The organism is Microcoleus sp. Pol11C2 (genome assembly GCF_036701505.1).
GTDB lineage: Bacteria > Cyanobacteriota > Cyanobacteriia > Cyanobacteriales > Microcoleaceae > Microcoleus.
The window spans coordinates 38,591-54,107 of record NZ_JAUBQX010000007.1 but is presented as its reverse complement, the minus strand read 5'-3'; the positions used below and the strand labels follow the sequence as shown (position 1 = coordinate 54,107).

Genomic DNA, 15,517 nt, shown 5'->3' with positions numbered 1-15,517 from the left:
GCCTTGTGTTGGTTGCTAATGACTAATGACTAATGACTAATGACTAATGACTAATGACTAATGACCAATGACTAATGACTAATGACTAATGACTAATGACTTAAATATCGAGTTGTTGCTGAGCGAGGTGATAGTAAAGTCCGCGTTCAGCCATCAATTCGTCGTGGTTGCCTTGTTCGGCTAAAATGCCTTTGTCTAGAACCAAAATTCGATCGGCATTACGCACCGTAGACAACCGATGAGCGATAATAAACGCAGTGCGATCGCGACTAATGCGGGCGAGATTTTGCTGAAACCTGCGCTCAGACTCCGTATCCAACGAAGAAGTTGCTTCATCCAAAACCAAAATCCGGGGATCTCCCAAAAGAGCGCGGGCGATCGCAATTCGCTGTCGCTGGCCCCCCGACAAACTCGTTCCCCTTTCCCCCACAGGAGTTTGATAACCCAGTGGCATATCTTGAATAAAAGCATGAGCTTCTGCTAGCTTCGCAACTTCTATCGCCTGTTCCAAACTTGCAGAAGCAGCATCGTTTCCGTTTTTATACAGCGTAATATTTTCCAAAATCGTTCCAGAAAACAAGAAACAATCTTGAGGAACAACACCCAACTGAACTCGCAGCGACTGCAAAGAAATGTGGCGAATATCGTGGCCGTCAATTGTCAGCCGCCCCTTTTCTGGATAATAGAAACCTTGCAGCAGCTTCACCAAAGTGCTCTTACCGGAACCGCTACGGCCGACAATTGCCACAGTTTCTCCAGCTTGCACCTCAAAGGAAAGATTTTGCAGCGTATTGCGTTCCTCATCCTGAGCATAACGGAAAGAAACATTGTCAAACTTGACGTTTCCCTGAATGCGAGGCAGCACCAGCATTGGCTTGTAAAGGCTTTCTTCCGGTTGGGCCGAGAATACATCATCCAAACGCTCGATCGAAACGAGCACTTCTTGAAACTCATCCCAAAGTCCCACCACTGAAAGCACAGGAGAAATCACGCTCCCAATCATCATATTAAAAGCCACAAATTGACCGATCGTCAAATCATCTTGAATCACCAGCATTGCCCCATACCAGAGCAAAGCCGTGCTCCCCAAAGTATTAATCCCACCCCCGATCACCTGCAAAGAATTAGCCAACTTCTGCCCGCGAAATTTAGCATTAATCATGCAGGTTAATTGGTCTTCCCAGCGCCAGCGCATTTCTCGCTCAGCAGCAGTTGCCTTAACCGTCGCCACCCCAGTAATCATTTCCACCAAAGATGAATTTTGCTTGGCACTTTCGGTAAAAATCTCCCGCGACACTTTTCGCAAAAACGGAGTTGCTACTAAAGTCAAAATCACGATCGGCGGAATCAACGCCAGCACCAACAACGCCAGACGCCAGTTATAGTAAACCATCAGTCCGATGTAAACTACAGCCATCAAAGCATCCAACCAAGCCGTAATAGCTTGGCGAGTCAAAAATGCCTGAATTTTTTGATTTTCCTGAACCCGGGTCAAGATATCGCCCACCTGACGAGATTCAAAAAACTTGATCGGCAAACTGAGAGTGTGACTGATAAAGCCGCTAATTAAAGTCAGGTCAATGCGGTTCGACAAATAATCCAGCAAATACTGTCTCGTTGCACCCAACAGCGTTCGCCAAACACTAAACAGCAGCAGTCCGAGCGCAAAAACGTGCAGAGTTACTATGCTTTTGCTGACAACCACTTGGTCGAGAATTAGTTGGGTAAATAGGGGAGTAACTAGACCAAATATTTGGAGCAACAAGGAGAGGATGAGAATTTGGGCGATTGCAGCGCGGTAGGGCCAGACTATGCCAACAAAATCTTTAATTTTAATGCCTTGATGTTCGGCACTATGATTGCGGTATAGTTCCGCTGTCGGGTCTAAAATTAGGGCGTACCCAGTCCAATTTTCTGTAAAAATTTTAATGCTCATCCACCGCTTGCCAGCCGCCGGATCGGCCACTAAAACCTGTTGATTTTTAAAGCGGTAAACTGCCACGTAGTGATTGCCTTGCCAGTGAGCAATCCAGGGATTTTGATTCCGCAGCGGAGTTAAAGAAGCTCGCACGGGACGGGTTTGAAATCCCATCCTTTCCGCTGCTTTTGCCAGACTTTTGAGCGACGCGCCACTGCGGCCAATTTCTGCCAATTCCCGCAAGTAATTTAGGCTGAATTTTTTACCCCAATATTCGCTAATCATGGCTAAGCAAGTAGCTCCACAATCTGCTGAGCTCTGTTGTTGAATGAATGGGTGTCTGCTGCTCAACCAGCGCCGCTGCTTGGGTTTGGGAAAGCTGATGATTCCGGTTGCGGGTTTTTGCTGAGCAACTGCGGTTAATTTTGATGGCTCGGTTGGTGAGGTAGAGCTGGCATCTTGGGGCGGCGTTACTAAGCTTAAAATTGGAGGTTTGCGGATGATTTTAGGGCGGGAATTGCTTTCGGAACTAATTGTGGCGTTGGCGATTTGCCACTGTTCGCTGCTAAGCTGGTAAATTAGCAGGTCTGTTACCGCTATCCAGTCGCTCTTTACATCTGAATGTTCCCAGTTACTGCCGAGAATTGGCGGTGCTTGACCTTGAATTTGACCCCTGCGGAGCCAAAAATGATTGTTGGAGTTTTGGCAATGCTCAGCGAGGGAAACTCCGGCAGAAATTCGGCTTTCTTCTATGTAAGGAAGTAAGTGCGGCCACAGAAGCTGTTGTTGGTGGGGAGCGAGCGATCGCAAATCTGTTTGTGTTTTGAAAAACATTAAGCGATTTCGCTGTTTTAATTCTTGCTGCAAGTGCTGTTGCAGTAACGGGAATTCCTCTAAAATAACCTGCAATGTGGTGGCCGCAATTCGACCGATTTGGCAAGTGCCAGCCGCAATGGCCCTGTAAGGCAGTCCGCTTTCAATAAATAGGTTATCTGTCCCAAATATTGCTCCGACTTCCAGTACCACCGCCGAAATTTCCTGCTGTTGAGACGCTTCTACCGCTAGCAGCCTGACTCTTCCCTCGCAAACTAAATAAAAATTGCGATCGCTCTGTTCTTTTTCAACGAAATTGTTGCTATCTGATGTTTGATATTGAGTGATTTCATCTCCGAGCTGAAACTCGCAAATTTCACAGGCTGTATTTAATTTCGTCACTAATGTCGGTCCTGCACCGACTTCCTCGAAAATTTTCTGAATAGCCGGAAAATTTTCCAAGGCTTCTCGGGTTTTAAAAATGTGATTTTCAACCCCTAATTTTTTTTTCATAACTTACCCTGTTAAAAACTTGAAACATTTTTTTTGAATTACCACTAACCCGGTTATGAGCAATTTTTATTGGTTTAGTTGCAACCTAGTTGGCTTAAAAACTGTTTGTCGATATGTCCGACGAATACCCCTTAGTTACGACATCCCTTCAACGCCTTTAGGATATATAAAATTGCGTTTTTTCAGGATTGTGTGGTGATTACGTAAGTGTGGTTTGGGTTGGCTCCCAGTTTAACTTACAAAATCGTGATTTTGGCTACCTGTAAGGGCAATCTTTACCGAATCTTTATAAACCTACCGTACTATTACGGATAATTATGAAGATTCTGTGAAGCTGGGGCAGGCAAATGTTGTGCCCGGTATACGTATATATACGCAAAAATTTACATTCAGGATTCAAAAAACCATTAATTTTCGACGCTGGTTTGTGAAGTCCAAGGCCCGATCATGGTAAAGAAATATTGATTGCTGTTAGTTTGTAGCAGCAATTCAAGCAATTAATTTACCATCTAATCTGGGTATGCGACCCAGGCTAAAAGCAGCTCAATCCTGCTTGACATAAGGACTCAGAGGAATCTAATGTAGAGTCAATGAAACAAGAACGGAAAACTCTAATCATATAATTGTTGTCCACACCCGTCCGCTTCATTTTTGATCCGAGACTACGTTTGTAAGCCGATTCGCGATTGAGGGCACTGAGAGCAATGCGCCGGAGGAGAGAAAAATTATGGCGACTGTGGAAAGAGCGAATGCCGCAAGAATCTTCTGCAAAAGTATAATAAACCTGTCCAGTGAGCCTGGTTTTCCATCCCCGAATCTTTTTGGATAGCTCGACCTAAAAGTTGAGCATCACTGTGTAAACAAATCAGATAAAACTAAACTTCACGGGTAGCTTGATTCCAAAGATGACGCATCCGGACAACCATAACAACACTCTGAAGTCCGGCCCCTAGTCGAGGCTGGTAAAGAACTACAATGGCAGCAACTGGAGCAGACCAGACTTAACGAATTTTCGTGCGATAATGTCTGTGAGTTGATGTTTCTTAGTCCGCTCTATTATTGGGTATTTGAACTATCCAAAATACTCCAGTAAGCTCTGTTGAATAGCTCCAACCAATGCTACTTTTGTAGGCTTTTTATGAGCCAGAAAACTTTTCTTTGTCTCGGCAGATTGAGTATCAAATCCTTCCGACATAAAACTTAATTTTTTGAGTTTTTCAACGACCGTATTGGTGTTATCACACTTATCTTGCTCTGATGTCAAGTTCATATTATACCATGTCACTTATGCTGATATTGTTTGATTTGTCAAGTTCATACTATACCAAATTAGATGACCTTACCCTAGGTATGTAACGAATTAAAGTAAAGTGGAAAATTCTACTGTTGATAACGGCCTTTCATTTGGGGGTGACTTCTGTGAGGGTCCCTACCCATCACTATCCCTACCCATCACTATGGGTCTAAACCCCGATTAAAAGTATCCGTTTCTCTGCTTAACGAATTTTGTGCGATCGCACTCAGTGTATTTGTTCTCCAAAAGCATGAAAGACTGTAGAATCCAACAACCAACTACTGCAAATGTCAGCGTCTCATCCGCCAACATCTTCTGTGCCACTGTCCCTGGAACAAGTGCTCAAACATTTTTTTGGCTATGACTCTTTGAACTCGGGGCAGCAGGAAATTGTGGAAGCTGCTTTACAAAAACGGGATATGATGATTGTCATGCCGACGGGCAGTGGCAATTCTTTGTATTTTCAATTACCGACACTGTTGAAAGCGGGATTGATAGAAATATTATTAACAACCATAGAAAGAGACCCTCAAGAATTAGGAGATGATTTTGTCAGATGGACAGCGCAGAGACGGGAGCATCTCAATGAAAGCAGCCAAGCTAGAAATTGGAGTTTTGAGGCTCTCTTGCTGCGAGGAAAGAGGAAGAAGGAAGGAGCCAGAAGAAGTGTTATTACAAATATGAGATGCTCTCGCAGAGACTAGCAACATACTTAGAGGAATCCACAGGAATAACATTAAGTGGAGGACAAGTTCGGAGGATATTAAAGAAAAAAAGTATGTTTACATTTGGGGAAAGTATAGCCTAGATTCCCAGAGAAATCCCGAAATAAAAGCGTTTAAAATAAAAATAGCGGAATATTTTAAAATAGAAAAATTAACTACAGAACGATTACAGGTCGGGTTGGGGTAGGAGAGTGGATTTAGTTTAAGAGTCACCCCAAAAAAGAACAGGTGTAAAAAAGGCATCCGAAAAAATGTCAGAGGAGACAGAAGAAAGGGAATAGTTAATGTAATGATAGGAGTGAGGTATTCAGATAAAAAAATGTGGGTAGAGTTTATCAATAAAGGTAATTCACATAATTTTTATCAAGTGCTAAATTTTTTTCATAAAGAGCTAATTAATGAATGGGTATAAACAGGTAATTAAGCCTCACAAGTGGCTAAAAACAAAGCAAAAATAGTGAGTTTTTTTGATAATTATAGTTTTCAGAAGAAAGAAGAGTACCTAAAAAAAATGAAACCGAAATGCGTGATTTTTGTTTATAATTTATTCCAAAATACAGCCGAGACTATAACTTAATTGAATTAGTATTGCCTTAGACCAAAGAATGTATTACCGATAGGCTATTTACATCACATCAATTGAAGAGCTAGATTATTTATGGCCTCGCCTCTTAAAATAAGGACAATTAATAATTAAATGGGATCGAAAAATCAAAAACAAGGGTAATGCTCGTATCACACTTTAAATGTGCAACAGCTTAGTTTCCCGCCTGACACCTTGTACTCTACAGAGCGACAGTGCTTTTTGAATTTGGGATAACCCTTCCTTTTCTCGCCTTTTTTACAGCGGCTATAGAAGCTAGATAGAGAAGCCCAAGCGCATTCCGCACTGGCTTGACGGGCGGCTGACTAGAGCTTTTTCGCGAAAGCGCTATGCAGGCAATATCTTTGCCGAGTGCGTACAAGATGGCCTTACTAACATCTGCGTTCTCCATCCAAAATCTGACAGCTTTGTTTCTAATGAACTCGCCTGTTCGGATGGCTTCATCAAGTGCACAGTATTGGTCTCTTGTTCCGTTTTTTAGCTTGGCTTGTCTTACTATCATGGTATGATTATATCAAACCTCAGCACTTTTTATTAAGGAAAGTCCTAGATAAAAGCTGCACTTAAGTGCGGGGCTTTAAACCCCATTTTTTGGTAAAAATTATCTAAAACCCTATGGGATCAAGGAGCAGTAAACCCCTCGCAGCAGCCGGCTCGACTCGTGAGCCGATCAAAATAGGTGTGTTGCATTCGCTGACGGGCACGATGTCCATCAGCGAAATTTCTGTTAAAGATGCGACGCTGTTGGCTGTTGAGGAAATTAATGCGGCAGGAGGGGTGCTCGGACGCCCCTTGGAAGCGGTTATAGAAGATGGAGCCAGCGATTTGCAAACTTTTGCTCAAAAAGCTAAGCAATTGCTCTTAGAAGCTCAGGTGGCGGTGGTATTTGGCTGTTGGACTTCGGCGAGCCGCAAAGCTGTACAGTCGGCTTTCGACCAGGGCAAAGGGTTGCTGTTCTATCCGGTGCAGTATGAAGGGCTAGAACAGTGTCCGAATATTGTCTACACTGGTGCTGCCCCAAACCAACAGATTGTGCCTGGGGTGAATTACTTGCTGGCACAGGGGAAGCGGAAAATTTTCCTGTTGGGTTCTGACTATCTCTTTCCCCGCACGGCAAATCGGATTGTGAAAGCTCAACTGGCTGCACAGGGGGGAGAGTTAGCGGGGGAAGTGTATCTGCCGCTGGGATCGAGGGAAGTGGGCGAGGTGATCGCACATATCTTAGCAGTGAAACCAGATGCTATCCTCAACACTCTCAACGGGGACAGCAATGTGGCTTTTTTCCAAAAGTTGCGGGAAGCTGGCGTGAAACCCGATGATTTGCCAGTGATGTCGGTCAGCGTAGCAGAAGAAGAAGTGCGGGCGATCGGGCCGTCCAATATAGCCGGACATTTGGTGGTGTGGAACTATTTTCAAACGGTGGATACACCGGAAAATCGTAAATTTGTCAAGGCTTATAAAGCCCGATACGGGGAAAATCGAGTCACCGATGACCCCATCGAAGCGGCTTATTTGGGCGTTTACCTGTGGAAGCAAGCAGTAGAAAAAGCTGGTTCGACAGATGTGGTTAAAGTCAGGGCTGCTGCTAAAAATATTGAGTTTGCAGCGCCCTCGGGCAAGGTAAAAATAGATGCCCAAACGCAGCATACCTGGAAAACAGTACGGATTGGTAAGGTGAGGTTGGACGGTCAAATCGAGGAAATTTGGAATTCCGGCGCACCGGTTCGGCCAGATCCTTTTCTCAAAGGCTATCCTTGGGCGGCGGCACTGGCTACGAGGGGAATTGCTCTGGGAACTCGGGCGTCTTTGAGCGGGCTGTTTGTGATCTTGGTGCTGATAACTTGGATGGCGGTGGGAGTTGGGTGGATGGGTTCTGTGGAGATGAAGAACTATTTGCTGACAATGGACGCTGCATCAGCTCCGGCGGCGGGGGTTCCTGAAGCCGCAATGGCGGTGCTGGTGCAGCAAACTCTCTTTGTGGCGAGCCGCACTCAGCACTGGCTGCTGGCAGCTTTGGGTTTGAGTTTGATCGCGGGGATAGTGGCTTTTGTGTCGGTGTCGGCAATTATTCGGAATCTCGGCTTGCTGCGGGAAACTGCCGAACAGATGGCGAGCGGTGATTTGACGGCTCGATCGCCGGTGGTTTCTAATGACGCGATCGGGGTGCTTTCTTCTACTCTCAATACAATGGCTCAGCAAATTAGCAGTTTGCTCAACGGTTTGGAAGTGCGGCAGCGGCAACTAGAGGAACGATCGCGCGAATTGGAAGTTGCTAAGAACGCTGCCGAAGCTGCTAACCGGGCGAAAAGCACTTTTTTGGCAAATATGACTCACGAGTTGCGGACTCCCTTGAATGCGATTATTGGGTACAGCGAGCTGCTGCAAGAAGAGGCTCTGGAACTCGGCGAAGAAGAGTTTGTGATGGATTTGGCAAGCATTAATATGGCAGGCAAGCAGTTGCTCACCATTATTAGTGACATCCTGGATATTTCTAAAATTGAAGCAGGAAAGGTGACTCTTTTTTTGGAGACTTTTGAGGTGTGGAATTTGATCGAGGAGGTTGTCACTACTGTTCAACCCCAGCTAGGGAAAAATGGCAATACTTTGATGGTCAATTGCGATCGCAATATTGGCACGATATACTCCGATTTGTCAAAGCTGCGGCAAGCGCTGTTGAATTTGGTGACCAATGCTGCTAAGTTTACCGATCAAGGCAAAATTACGATTAATGTTTGGAAAGAAGAAGGGGAGGTTTTGCCGCTCGACAATTCCGAAGAACTCTCGGCAGCTTTTTCTCGGTGTCAACAGCCTGCGATCGTCTTTCAAGTAACCGATACCGGCATCGGCATGACTGAGGATCAGGTGTCGAGGCTGTTCGCAGCTTTCGCTCAAGCCGACGATTCTACTACCCGCAAATACGGCGGCACCGGTTTGGGGCTGACAATTAGCCGGAAGTTTTGCCAGATGATGGGGGGGGACATTACGGTTGATAGCGAGTTTGGCTGCGGTTCTAGTTTTACGATCCGGTTGCCGATTGCGGTTACAAGCCCGAAAGAAGCGCAGGACGATCGAGAAACCGCAGAAATGCAGCCGAAGTCTTCCGACAATTTAGAAACGAGTGCAGAATCGACTGAAGCGAAGCAAAAAGCAGTGCGATCGCAAGCGCTGGAGCTGCCCAATGCTGCTACTGTCCTAGTGATTGACGACGATCCGGACGCGCGGGATTTGATGACCCGCTGCTTGTCGAAACAGGGATTTCGGGTGCGATCGTCGGCTAGCGGTCAAGGGGGGCTGATGTTGGCTAAGGATTTGCTGCCGGACGCGATTATTCTGGACGTGATGATGCCAAGTATGGACGGCTGGGCGGTGCTGTCGGCGTTGAAAGCCGATCGAGATTTGGTTGATATTCCAGTGATTATGATAACTTTTTTGGACGACCAAAATCAGGGGTTGGAATTGGGAGCGGCGGAGTATGTGAGGAAGCCTGTGGATTACAAGCGCTTTGCTGCTTTATTGAGCAAATATCAGGGCCTGGGGAAGTAGTTATTAGTCATATATATTCTGTTTGCACGAGCAAGATATTGTTGAGTGTTAACTGTTGACTGTTGACTAAAATTATGCTTTCGGAACAACTGACTGTTTAGACATTTAAACAATACCGATGCAACCGCAAACGATATCAGTAGTCATTAGCCCTTGAACTCTCAAATGTGAAATATGAACTGTTAAATTTTGTCAATTCTTAACAGTTATAGCAACCGCGAAGACGCTGAGGATGTTATTAATTGTTGAAATTATTGCTGGGATAGTTTTCTGCCGAAGGTCTTCTGCTAGAACTGTTACCACTTACCAAAAATATTTTAATATTTAATCGCTCTCCTGCCAACGGATCAGACACTCTTGTTGTAACTAAAAAGTGAGATTTTGTGGATTGAGTAGTTCGCTTTGCCAGCGAGATCAAGTTCTTTGGCTAACCTGTGACCACATTAGGAATAGAGATTTGTAGCGCTTTTTCGCTCGTGCTTTTCATGACCCAGTTGATGTATTTAACAATGGCGAAAAGATTGTTGGCGTTGCTGAGTCACCGTATGAAAATAGATAAGTTGGAAATTCCGAAGATGTTCTGACGCGCTTGTTTCATTTTTTGCAGATTGAGTCGTTCATACCCTAAATCAGCAACGCCTTCTAGGGTGTTGCTGAATCACGGGATGAAAATAGATAAGTTGGAAATTCCGAAGATGTTCTGAAGCGCTTGTTTCAATTTTTGCCGATTGAGTCGTTCATACCATAAATCAGCAACGCCGATTGTTAAAATTGGCAGGATTAAATAAATCACTTGAGACGATTCAATTGGTCGATCCGGTTCCTCAATAACTTCTATAAAAAAAATTGATTAGTCATTAGTTAACAGCGAAAAACTAATAACTAATGACCAATGACTAATTAATCTAAGAAGCCCATTAAGGTCGAGCTGTCGTCAATTTCGTTTGAGGCAATTGGTCGATTTCCTCCCATTGTCGAGTAAACTTCATCAATGTGAAGAGTGCTGATTGCTATAGGGCGGGCACCGGACATACTGAACATTTCGCTGACTTGCATGGCGCTGGAGCCGATCGGGCGATTGCCGAGTGTGGCAACCACTTCAAAGTCGCTAGATTCGACTGGGCGATTGGCTACAATGCCGTAGGTTTCGCTGATGTGCAGGGTGCTAGTGCCGATCGGGCGGTTCCCCGAAATCGAGACGGTCTCGCTGATGGTAAAATCGTCCGGGCCGACGGGGCGGTTGTCATGCAGGTGTTGCGGCCGATAAAGTTGAATTCCTGTTGCTTTGGCATCCGTGGGTGGTGTCGGTTGGCTTTTTGAACTGCCTTTGCCGCGGCGGGCGAGCGCTTTGCCTTTGCTTGTACCTGTACTGCTCGTATCCATAATTCTTTTCCTCGCTTATTTTTGGACGTTGATTGCTGGGTGCGGACAACTGCTTTTCTTGGCTTTCTGCTTTCTATTTCGGCCGATGATTAAAATAATATTACAAAGTCTAACTATTTTTTTAACGAAATTGCAGAATCTCTGCATTTTTGTTAAGATTTATGGGTAATAGCTACATTTTCCTATGGTAACTGCGGCAGCATCTTTTCAATTGCAAGCGCCCTTCCAGCCCACAGGCGACCAACCGCTAGCGATCGAGCAACTCGTCAAAGGCATCGAAGCGGGCGATCGATTTCAAACCTTACTCGGTGCTACAGGTACGGGCAAAACCTTCTCCATTGCCTCGGTGATTGAAAAAGTCGGCAGACCCACCTTAGTCCTAGCACACAACAAAACCCTAGCAGCTCAACTGTGCAACGAACTGCGAAATTTTTTCCCGAACAATGCAGTCGAATACTTTGTGAGTTATTACGACTACTACCAACCTGAAGCATACATCGCCGTCACCGATACTTTCATTGAGAAAACAGCAGCAATTAACGACGAGATCGATATGCTGCGGCACTCAGCCACGCGATCGCTCTTTGAACGCCGCGACGTGATTGTAGTTGCTTCAATTAGCTGCATCTACGGTTTGGGAATGCCCGCAGAATACCTGAAAGCGGCTATTCCTTTGCGAGTAGGAATGGAAGTCAACCAGCGACAAGTTTTGCGAGATTTAGTCAACGTTCAATACAGCCGCAACGACATAGATTTAGGCAGAGGCAAATTTCGCGTCAAAGGTGATGTTTTGGAAATTGGTCCCGCTTACGAAGATAGAATTATTCGCGTTGAATTCTTCGGCGACGAAATCGATGCGATTCGCTACGTTGACCCGGTAACAGGTAAAATTCTGCAAAGTTCAACGGCTTTAAATATCTATCCAGCGCGCCACTTTGTCACGGCAGAAGATAAATTAGAGGCTGCTTGTCAAGGGATAGAACTCGAATTAGAAGACCGACTGGTAGAATTTGAAAAACAGGGTAAACTATTAGAAGCTCAGCGGTTGGAACAGCGCACTCGCTATGATTTGGAAATGCTGCGCGAGGTAGGTTACTGCAACGGAGTCGAAAATTATTCGCGGCATTTAGCAGGGAGAAATGCGGGGGAACCGCCAGAATGTTTGATTGATTATTTCCCGAAAGATTGGATGTTGGTGATAGATGAATCTCACGTCACCGTGCCGCAAATTCGGGGAATGTACAACGGCGACCAAGCGCGCAAAAAAGTATTGATCGAACACGGTTTTCGCTTGCCCAGCGCGGCAGATAACCGCCCTTTAAAAGCAGAGGAATTCTGGGCAAAAGAAAATCAGTGCATCTTTGTTTCTGCTACGCCTGGGGATTGGGAAATGGAGCTATCTGAAGGCAGAGTTGCAGAGCAAGTAATTCGCCCTACCGGAGTAGTAGATCCGACAATTTTCGTGCGCCCGACGGAAGGACAGATTGATGATTTGTTGGGGGAAGTCAAGGAGAGAGTAAGTCGGGACGAGCGAGTTTTGGTGACGACTTTAACGAAGCGGATGGCGGAAGATTTAACCGAATATTTGCAGGAGAGGGCTATTAAAGTCCGGTATTTGCACTCGGAAATTCAGTCCATTCAACGCATCGAAATTATCCAAGATTTGCAGGAGGGTAAGTTTGATGTATTGATTGGTGTTAACTTGCTGCGGGAAGGTTTGGATTTGCCGGAAGTTTCGCTGGTGGTAATTTTAGATGCCGATAAAGAGGGGTTTTTGCGATCGGGACGTTCGTTGATTCAAACAATCGGAAGGGCGGCGCGGCACGTTCAGGGACAGGCTATTTTGTACGCGGATAATTTGACGGATAGTATGGTTAAGGCGATCGACGAAACGGATCGACGCCGGGGGATTCAGCTAGCGTACAATAAGATGCACGGGATTACGCCGCAGCCGATCGCGAAAAAGCGATCGAGTAATGCGATTTTGGCATTTTTGGATGTGTCGCGCAAGCTGAATTCTCAGCAGTTGGAGGAGGTTTACGAACAGGTAAACGAGTTATCTTTGGATGAGATTCCTCAGTTAATCGGGCGGTTGGAAGCGCAGATGAAGGCGGCGGCTAAGAAGTTGGAGTTTGAGGAGGCAGGTAAGTTGCGCGATCGGATTAAGCATTTGCGGGATAAGCTATTGGGACATTAAGCTTGTTGTCAGAGAATTGAGGGGGATTTTTAACCGCAGATGCACGCAGATAAACGCTGATGAATTGCTGAAGTCTGCGACTTTGCAGAGTTTTTGCAGGAAAAACACGAAAAAGTGCGATCGCATTAAGCATTTAGGTGAAGTGCGATCGCCCTTTACCATTGTCGTATTTTTTGGATGGGAAGGGCGATCGTACTTTCTATCAGATTCCTAGTCGGTATGCTGCATATTCGCGATCGTCACAATCTGCATTTGATGAACCATCGTTATCCCAGGCATTAGGCTGCCAATCACGTTCGCGACATTGTTTTTTACAAAATTCTAGCTCTTGTTGCCGTTCCAGGTCTTTTTGCTCAAAGGATTTTATAGTTTTATCCTTTGCTTCGTTTTCCTCAAGCAGACGGCGGTACGCTTCCGCCAAATCGCGGTACGACTCCGCCAAAGCACGGTTCGACTCGGCTAAAGCAGAGAGGGTTTTCTTAGTCTGCCGAAGGTTGGTGTACAACGACTCGCATTGTGGAGTATAATTATGGGACATATATTTCAAAAGTTACGTTAACTGGTGGTGGTCTGAAGTTGAGATGTCAAACCACCGTGAGTTTGCTAGCTAAAGCAAGGCCTCTGTCTGAATCGTTACTTCAGGCGGGCCTTTTCCGTATCAGATATGATTTGCTATTGCAAAAACTACAAGACATTAAAGCGTTGTCTTTCTTACACTTGGCAATGTGAGGAAGTTTTGTTTGAGCTTGTATTTTAAGAATTTAACACTGGCAAGGTGATTTGTCAAGGGATCAATAAGACCGTTTGTTTTCTTTATTACGGAGATTTAAACATCCGATTGTCTGCCTCCGATGCCACTTTAATCTAATACGCTTGAATAGCGCAGTGTACCGCGTTATGCGTAAAGTGGATGCCAACTCAACCTAAATATCTATTAAGAATTGAGCGCCGATTGAATCGATCGCGGGCAGATAGGGTAATGAGTTTCAGCAATATATAAAAAAGGTCGATCGCCCAAAACACCACCCAAACCAACTACTTGCCTAATACCACAGCATCCGTACTGCTAGCAAAAGCCGGACCAATAAATTCCTCCTTCTCTTCCAGCGTGATGTAACCCTTATCTACAGCTAGCTGCATCACTTCCTGAAGAAAACCTCTCAGCACATCTAATACGTGAGTGCGATCACATTCAAAAACCTTTTTCCCAACCAGAAGTTGCAAACTTCCTCAACTAAAACTTACGCAGGGGAACTCAGAAACCGGGTTTTTTGCGATAAAACTTCGTTACAGCCGGCAGATTCACTAAAAAACCCGGTTTCTTGGGCGGAGTGCGTAAGTTCTGTCTATGTAATTTTCGCATATTAAAGTGGTAAGTTGGGTTTTGTTACCTCAACCCAACCTACTAATAAACTTACGGTGTCGGGTTCGGATACTTAGCGTGCACCGCATCGATTTCCGCTATAATCTCCCGATGCAAATTAACCTCCAAACTACCGATATTTTCCTCCAACTGTTCCAGGCTTGTTGCACCGATAATTGTGCTAGTCACAAACCAGCGCGATCGCACATACGCCAAAGCCATCTGCGCCGGACTTGTCCCATGTTTCCCCGCAATCTCAACATACGCTTTCACCGCATCATTCAGATTAGTTTTATCGTAACGCTGACCGAATCCCGCAAATAAAGCCAACCTTGAATTTTCGGGAATTCCATTCAAGTATTTACCCGTTAACAGCCCAAACCCCAAAGGACTGTAAGCCATCAATCCCACATTCTTAAAGCGGCAAGTTTCTGCTAAATTTAGGTGAAATGTCCGATTGCTCAAACTGAAAGCATTCTGAATCGAAACAACCTTCGGCAAACCGTGTTTTTCCGCCAACGTGCAAAACTCGCAAACTCCCCAAGGCGTCTCGTTACTCAAACCCAAATAGCGGATTTTCCCAGCTTTAATCAAGTCAGCAAATACCTCTAACTGTTCCAAAATCGGTACTGTTTCGTGCTCTTGGGCGATGTCGTAATCTGGCGCACCAAATAGGGGTACGTAGCGATCGGGCCAGTGGATCTGATACAGGTCAATGTAGTCGGTTTGCAGGCGCTTCAGGCTGTCATTCAGGGCTTTTTCGACATTTGGGCGATCGATCTGATTTTTCCCTTCCCGAATCCACTTTAATCGAGTGCTTCTGCCCGCCACTTTAGTCGCTATAATGACTTTATCCCGCTGCTGTTTCGCCAACCATTCGCCGATATATTCCTCTGTTTTTCCCTGAGTTTCCGCCTTTCCAGGGACGGGATACATTTCTGCCGTATCAATAAAGTTGATGCCTCTATCGATCGCAAAATCGAGCTGTTGGGCCGCTTCCTCAACGGTGTTCTGCTGGCCGTAAGTCATCGTACCCAAACAGATTTCCGATACTGATAAGTCGCTGTCGCCGAGTTTTTTGTATTCCATGATTTTGATGTTTGTCCTACAATTCTCTGCTTCTATATTACCGAAAAAATTTCATTTATTTCCTGAGTCAAAAAA

General features: G+C 45.2%; 9 protein-coding genes. 3 read left to right on the top strand and 6 right to left on the bottom strand.

Annotated elements, in window-relative coordinates; genetic code table 11:
* Positions 1 to 100 precede the first annotated feature (100 nt).
* Together QUA42_RS06665 and QUA42_RS06660 are read right to left on the bottom strand one after the other, a co-directional pair.
* Positions 101 to 3,244, bottom strand: coding sequence for an ABC transporter transmembrane domain-containing protein (locus QUA42_RS06665; RefSeq protein WP_333136197.1), 3,144 nt, complete (start codon positions 3,242 to 3,244; stop codon positions 101 to 103).
* A gap of 1,072 nt (positions 3,245 to 4,316) precedes the next feature.
* A complete protein-coding gene (locus tag QUA42_RS06660; protein WP_333136195.1) occupies positions 4,317 to 4,514 on the bottom strand; it encodes a hypothetical protein in 198 nt (65 codons plus the stop codon).
* Between the two features lie 311 nt (positions 4,515 to 4,825).
* Here QUA42_RS06660 and QUA42_RS06655 point away from each other — a divergent pair, with 311 nt between their 5' ends.
* Both QUA42_RS06655 and urtA read left to right on the top strand, forming a co-directional pair.
* Positions 4,826 to 5,242, top strand: a complete 417-nt coding sequence (locus QUA42_RS06655) for a DEAD/DEAH box helicase (RefSeq protein ID WP_333136193.1) — start codon at positions 4,826 to 4,828, stop codon at positions 5,240 to 5,242.
* 1,240 nt (positions 5,243 to 6,482) lie between these two features.
* Positions 6,483 to 9,410, top strand: a complete 2,928-nt coding sequence (gene urtA / locus QUA42_RS06650; protein ID WP_333136191.1) for an urea ABC transporter substrate-binding protein — start codon at positions 6,483 to 6,485, stop codon at positions 9,408 to 9,410.
* A gap of 900 nt (positions 9,411 to 10,310) precedes the next feature.
* On the opposite strand, the gene QUA42_RS06645 is transcribed toward urtA, so the two are convergent.
* Entirely contained in the window at positions 10,311 to 10,793 is a 483-nt protein-coding gene (locus tag QUA42_RS06645; RefSeq protein ID WP_333136189.1) for a hypothetical protein, read from the bottom strand.
* 184 nt (positions 10,794 to 10,977) lie between these two features.
* On the opposite strand from QUA42_RS06645, the gene uvrB reads away from it, so the two are divergent.
* Complete coding sequence (gene uvrB, locus QUA42_RS06640; protein ID WP_333136187.1) at positions 10,978 to 12,990, top strand: excinuclease ABC subunit UvrB; 2,013 nt, start codon at positions 10,978 to 10,980, stop codon at positions 12,988 to 12,990.
* 202 nt (positions 12,991 to 13,192) lie between these two features.
* Here the strand turns inward: uvrB and QUA42_RS06635 are convergent, their stop codons facing one another.
* The 3 genes from QUA42_RS06635 to QUA42_RS06625 all read right to left on the bottom strand — a co-directional run bounded on the left by QUA42_RS06635 (position 13,193) and on the right by QUA42_RS06625 (position 15,442).
* Positions 13,193 to 13,528, bottom strand: a complete 336-nt coding sequence (locus QUA42_RS06635; protein WP_333136185.1) for a hypothetical protein — start codon at positions 13,526 to 13,528, stop codon at positions 13,193 to 13,195.
* A gap of 497 nt (positions 13,529 to 14,025) precedes the next feature.
* Positions 14,026 to 14,214 (bottom strand): hypothetical protein, encoded by a 189-nt coding sequence (locus QUA42_RS06630; protein ID WP_333136183.1) that lies wholly within the window; start codon positions 14,212 to 14,214, stop codon positions 14,026 to 14,028.
* A 190-nt stretch (positions 14,215 to 14,404) separates the two neighbouring features.
* Complete coding sequence (locus QUA42_RS06625) at positions 14,405 to 15,442, bottom strand: NADP(H)-dependent aldo-keto reductase (protein ID WP_333136182.1); 1,038 nt, start codon at positions 15,440 to 15,442, stop codon at positions 14,405 to 14,407.
* Between the last annotated feature and the right edge of the window lie 75 nt (positions 15,443 to 15,517).

Bases quoted from the DNA above. Each gene is read 5' to 3' on its own strand.
- QUA42_RS06665 (WP_333136197.1), bottom strand. From the start codon at position 3,244: ATGAAAAAAAAATTAGGGGTTGAAAATCACATTTTTAAAACCCGAGAA.
- QUA42_RS06660 (WP_333136195.1), bottom strand. From the start codon at position 4,514: ATGAACTTGACATCAGAGCAAGATAAGTGTGATAACACCAATACGGTC.
- QUA42_RS06655 (WP_333136193.1), top strand. From the start codon at position 4,826: ATGTCAGCGTCTCATCCGCCAACATCTTCTGTGCCACTGTCCCTGGAA.
- urtA (WP_333136191.1), top strand. From the start codon at position 6,483: ATGGGATCAAGGAGCAGTAAACCCCTCGCAGCAGCCGGCTCGACTCGT.
- QUA42_RS06645 (WP_333136189.1), bottom strand. From the start codon at position 10,793: ATGGATACGAGCAGTACAGGTACAAGCAAAGGCAAAGCGCTCGCCCGC.
- uvrB (WP_333136187.1), top strand. From the start codon at position 10,978: ATGGTAACTGCGGCAGCATCTTTTCAATTGCAAGCGCCCTTCCAGCCC.
- QUA42_RS06635 (WP_333136185.1), bottom strand. From the start codon at position 13,528: ATGTCCCATAATTATACTCCACAATGCGAGTCGTTGTACACCAACCTT.
- QUA42_RS06625 (WP_333136182.1), bottom strand. From the start codon at position 15,442: ATGGAATACAAAAAACTCGGCGACAGCGACTTATCAGTATCGGAAATC.